General features: G+C 61.8%; 5 protein-coding genes. 2 read left to right on the top strand and 3 right to left on the bottom strand.

What is annotated here, in order from left to right; translation table 11 throughout:
* Positions 1-229: 229 nt before the first annotated feature.
* From P0D73_RS45880 to P0D73_RS45890, 3 genes are all read right to left on the bottom strand, one after another.
* Entirely contained in the window at positions 230-781 is a 552-nt protein-coding gene (locus tag P0D73_RS45880) for a UbiX family flavin prenyltransferase (RefSeq protein WP_408292179.1), read from the bottom strand.
* A gap of 36 nt (positions 782-817) precedes the next feature.
* A complete protein-coding gene (locus P0D73_RS45885) occupies positions 818-1,909 on the bottom strand; it encodes a porin (RefSeq protein WP_408292177.1) in 1,092 nt (363 codons plus the stop codon).
* Between the two features lie 285 nt (positions 1,910-2,194).
* Complete coding sequence (locus P0D73_RS45890; protein ID WP_408321187.1) at positions 2,195-3,172, bottom strand: cupin domain-containing protein; 978 nt, start codon at positions 3,170-3,172, stop codon at positions 2,195-2,197.
* A gap of 405 nt (positions 3,173-3,577) precedes the next feature.
* On the opposite strand from P0D73_RS45890, the gene P0D73_RS45895 reads away from it, so the two are divergent.
* Positions 3,578-3,700 carry a hypothetical protein gene (locus P0D73_RS45895; RefSeq protein ID WP_408292171.1) on the top strand — a complete coding sequence of 41 codons (123 nt, stop codon included), beginning with the start codon at positions 3,578-3,580 and terminating at the stop codon, positions 3,698-3,700.
* A gap of 96 nt (positions 3,701-3,796) precedes the next feature.
* A complete protein-coding gene (locus P0D73_RS45900; RefSeq protein ID WP_408292169.1) occupies positions 3,797-4,621 on the top strand; it encodes an IclR family transcriptional regulator in 825 nt (274 codons plus the stop codon).
* Positions 4,622-4,695 lie beyond the last annotated feature (74 nt).

Consider the following 4,695-nt stretch of genomic DNA (forward strand, 5'->3'; position numbering starts at 1 on the left):
TCGCAAACAGCTTGCAGCAAGGTTCGTTGACTGGCGCAAAATCACCCAACTCGCCCAAGATCCGTCGACCGGTTTCTAAACGATCACCACACCTGCCGGCTTTTAGTCTCACGCTCGGCAAGTTAACAACACCCATTGTTGTCGAGCGGAGCAATCTCCGCTAGCGCGCGGCCGGTGTCGAGTTTCGCTGCGGCGACCGTTCGCCGCTTCGCGTGACGGCTGTGCCGCCCTACCCCTGCTTCCACCGTTTCACGATGTCCGTCTCGACGTCGAACAGGTCGAGCAGCCGCCCGACGGTATGGTCGACGATATGCTCGATTGACTGCGGGCGCGAATAGAACGCCGGGACAAGCGGCGCAACGACCGCACCCATGTCGGACAGTTGCAGCAGCGTACGCAGATGGCCGCTGTGCAGCGGTGTCTCACGCACGCCGAGCACAAGCCGGCGCCGCTCCTTCAGCACCACGTCGGCCGCGCGGCTCATCAGCGTGCCCGTTACTCCCGTCGCGATCTCGCTCATGGTCCTCACCGAACACGGCACGATCAGCATGCCCATGGTCCGAAAAGACCCTGAAGAAATCGCCGCGCCGATATCCCCGGCGGAGTACCAGACCGAAGCCAGCGCCCGTACGTCGGCGGGCTTGAAGTCGGTTTCGCAGGTCATCGTCAGTTCCGCGGCCTTGCTGAGAACGAGATGCGTCTCGATGCCCCCCTGCTTGAGCACTTCGAGTGCACGGATTCCGTATGCAATTCCCGACGCCCCCGTAATACCGACGATCATACGTCTCGCTGCTCCGTTGTTCATCGTTGTCCCATTCTAGAAACGCGTGTGCAGGCCGATACGAAACACCGCCTGGTTCGGCCCGCTCGATGGCGCAGTGGGTCCGAGCAGCCCGTTGATATTCGCCCGCGTCCCGTCGTTCGCGCGCTGCCACGTGCCCAGCGCATAGACCGAGGTGCGCTTGGACAGCGCATAGTCGGCAATTCCGGCCACTTGATTGGCGTGCTGGTCGCTCAGCGCGGCGTTGCCCTTCATGTACATGTAGCTCAGACCCAGCGACCACGCCGGCGTGATGTGATACATCGCGCCGGCAGAATACGCCGCGGCGGCGGTGCCGTTCGCGACGTTGCGCACCGTCGTGATCAGAGCTGTCATGAATACTGGCCCCCACGTATAGCGCGAGCCGAGCGCCGCGTTGCGGATCGACACGTCCGGCGCGCCCGCGGTACCCACGTGCTTGGTGTTCGTATAGGCCGCGTCGGCAGCGAAGGTGCCCTGCTGGTAGCTCACCAGAAAGCTCGATGCGTTGCCCGCGCCGATCGAACCCGCGACGTTGCCAAACCCGTACATCGCGCCGAGCCGGAAACCGCCCAGCGACGGTGTTACGTACCTCACCGAGTTGGAGATCGGCGTGCCCGTCAGGCGAGCCCAGTCGAAACTACCCGATGGGTTGCCAGGAATGGCGAGTTTTGTAAATATGCCGCCGGGATACATATAGAGGTGGCCGGAGATTTCAGCTGGCGAATCCGCCACCATGTCGCGCATAAAATCATACTGCTGCCCGAGCGTCATGGTGCCGTAGCGGTCGTTTTCGAGGCCGAGGTAAGCCGATTTCGACCAGAGGTCTTGGCCGGAGAGAATCGAACCGGTGCCGACGACGAACTGGTCCCGCAACAGGAAGATCGTTTTCCATCCGCCACCGAGATCCTCGGTTCCGGTAATGCCCCACAAGTTAGGCGAGTTCTGCCCGTCCTTGAATTGAACCGACGAGTGCCCACCCAAGTTGCTTATGTAGGTCAATCCCACATCCATCAACCCATATATCGTCACGCTGCTTTGGGCGCTCGCATGAGTCGAAACCGCTGCGAATGCTGCCCCGCAAGCGGCCCAAATCCATTTCCTTTTCAATTGATGTCTCCATTTGCTGTATTATTTCACCCCGTAATGGGGTGCCGTGCTATTTTCATTACGCACTTTTTTCAACTGTCCTACTTATTTCGCATTGCGAATTAATATCGACCGAACGGCGGCACCGGCATGAGCCCCGCGACAGCGGGCACGCAAAACACATTCAAAGACGGGTGGAGCAGCGCCGGCAACGCAAGCGGCACGTCGTACGTCGGGTAGTACGCGACACCCGGCAGCGCTTCGCGCCGTTCGGCGCCGCCCTGACTGTGTCGAGTGCACCGGCCGTCATTGCGTGGCCGTTCCGTCGACACGATACCAATCGAGCATGCGCAGCAACGGTTCATCCGACACGCGCAACAGCAGCGCATCGCTACTGGCGTCGAGGCGGTATTCGTACCAGCTCGGTAGCGCGAGCATGTCTCCAGTGCGCCAATGGAATTCACGCCCAGCAACCCGCGTCACCCCTTCGCCTTCTATCACTGTGAAGATCCGGTTGGCCGTGCTGCGCGCGCAGCTCCATTGCGTACCGGCGGCAAGATGCAGCACCACCCGGTCGAAAGTCACGAGTTGTGGCGGCCCGAGTTCGAGTGTGCGCACGCCCGGCGCTATCTCGGCCGATTCGAGAAGCCGCGGCCGGTACTCGGCGTAAGCGAACCGCATCGGCGAACGCGCGTCGACGCGCTCGGCCCTTTCGAGCGTGTCGGGATGGACCTCGAAGAACATCGGAGCGAGATGCTGGACGAGCGGCGCGTCGAGAAAATCGATCCAGTAGCCCTCTTGGTCCGATTCGCTGAGATGGCCGTGATAACAGCCATTCGGCGTCAGCAGGATATCCCCGGCCAGCATCGGAATCTTCACGCCGTCGACGACCGTGTACATGTTCGGCGCGCCCTCGAGCACGATGCGCATGGCGTTGGGCGTATGCCGATGGCTGCGCGCCGCTTCATGCCCCTTGATCATCTGGTACGCGCCGACGAGCGTGCGCACCGTCGCGTAATCGTTGCCCGGAATCGGATTGGCCATGATCAGATTGCGGCGCTCGGCCCATTCGGTGCCGACAAGGCGCCCTGCGGCATGCAACGCGGCTCGCGCATCGCGATAGCGCCAATGCGCGGGCACGAACACCTGCTTAGGCTGCGGATACAGCGAAGGCGTCGGCTTGGCCCATCCGTTCTTCATCTGCACATGTTCGAGCAGTTCGTGCAGTGCGGGCAGATCCTGCGCTGAAGCGAAATCGACTTCGGCGTGCTCGGTTTGCGACATCGGAATCATCCTTTGGGTTGAAAGCGGAAGGCGGCCCGCGCGGTTCGATCGACGGGACTCACAGCGCATCGACCGGCACTGCCGCAGCGACCGGCCGCTGCTCGATCACGTAGCAGATCAGGGTTTGGCTCTGCTCTCCGTGAATTCGCACTGCAAATTTCAATCTGTGGAGCAAATTATATCGATTCCGTTTGACGTGTCAATTCGTTTGAGTGAAATCCCCTACGCATCAATTGAACAAAGCGCGGCCGATGCAGGGGCCGGCGCGGCCTCGACGGTGCGCGGAAAAGTCGAATTCACCTTGCGAGTAAGCTATCCTCTATGCGAATATCTGATTTGCCCGCGCCGGGCACACGACAGGCTTGCCGCGGCACGTTTTTTTCATCGAAGTTCCATGGGAAGCCCATGAGCCAACAAATCCTGATCGAATCGCGCGGTCCGCCACTGCAAATCACCGCCGCCGCGATAACAAGCATCGACGCCAAGCGCGACGTCGAGGCGCGGGCTGCCTATAATTCGGCACCATAAAAAAGACATGCCACCGAAGGTGGTCACCCGTGCCGCACTCCGCCATCGACGAGCGGCCTGCGCTCGACAAGGTTCGCGCATAACAGGATTGCCAAATTGACAGAACGAAAACCAGCCAAAAAAACAACCGCCAAGACGAAGAGCGACGTCGCCCCGGAAAAAGACCGCCAGTTTGTGACCGCGTTGGCGAGAGGTCTCGACGTGCTGCGCTGCTTCACACGCACGACGCCGGCGTTAGGCACCGCCGATATTGCGCGTCTGACCGGCCTCGCGCAGCCGACCGTGTGGCGGCTTTGCTACACGCTGATCCAGGAAGGCTATCTGGTGCAGACCGACCGCGGCGGCAGGCTGCGCCCGGGCATTTCCGTGCTCGGCCTGGGGCAGGCGGCGATCGCCAGCATGCCGATCGCCGAACTCGCGCGTGCCGACATGCAGGAACTCGCGAGCCGCTATCAATGCGCCGTCTCTCTCGGCATGCGCGACGGGCATTACATGGTGTACACGCAGCGCATGCAGGGCTCGCAGATCATCCTGCGCGATCTCGAAGTCGGCTCCCGTGTGCCGCTGTCATCGTCGGCGACCGGCTGGGCCTATCTTGCCGGCTTGCCCGAAGACGAGCGCGAGAAGGTCTTCAAGGAGCTTCAGGAACTCGACAAGAAGCGCTGGCCGACCCTGCTGCCCAAAATCAAGCAATCGATCGCCCAGTACAAGCGCACGGGCTATATCGTCAACAAGGGGTCGCTGCACGCGCAGATCAATGCGGTCGCGGTGCCGATCCTGTCGCCGGACGGCAACGTGCTGCTATCGCTCAGCGCGGGCGGCATCAGTGTCGTGTTCGACGACGAAACGCTCGCCAAGGTCGGCAATGAACTGAAGCGGCTCGCCGTGCGATTTGCGTCGGCGATGGACGCGATGAAATGAGCGCCGGCGTTTCGCCCGGGCGTCGACACCAGCACCGCGGCGGCCGGCCGGGCCCTGCCCCCGCGGTGCGTGAT

The sequence above is a fragment of the Paraburkholderia sp. RL18-101-BIB-B genome (genome assembly GCF_046026985.1).
Classification (GTDB): Bacteria; Pseudomonadota; Gammaproteobacteria; order Burkholderiales; family Burkholderiaceae; genus Paraburkholderia.

What these genes read in the sequence shown, in the direction of transcription:
- P0D73_RS45890 (WP_408321187.1), bottom strand. Translation starts at nt 3,172, where the DNA reads ATGTCGCAAACCGAGCACGCCGAAGTCGATTTCGCTTCAGCGCAGGAT.
- P0D73_RS45895 (WP_408292171.1), top strand. Translation starts at nt 3,578, where the DNA reads ATGAGCCAACAAATCCTGATCGAATCGCGCGGTCCGCCACTGCAAATC.
- P0D73_RS45880 (WP_408292179.1), bottom strand. Translation starts at nt 781, where the DNA reads ATGATCGTCGGTATTACGGGGGCGTCGGGAATTGCATACGGAATCCGT.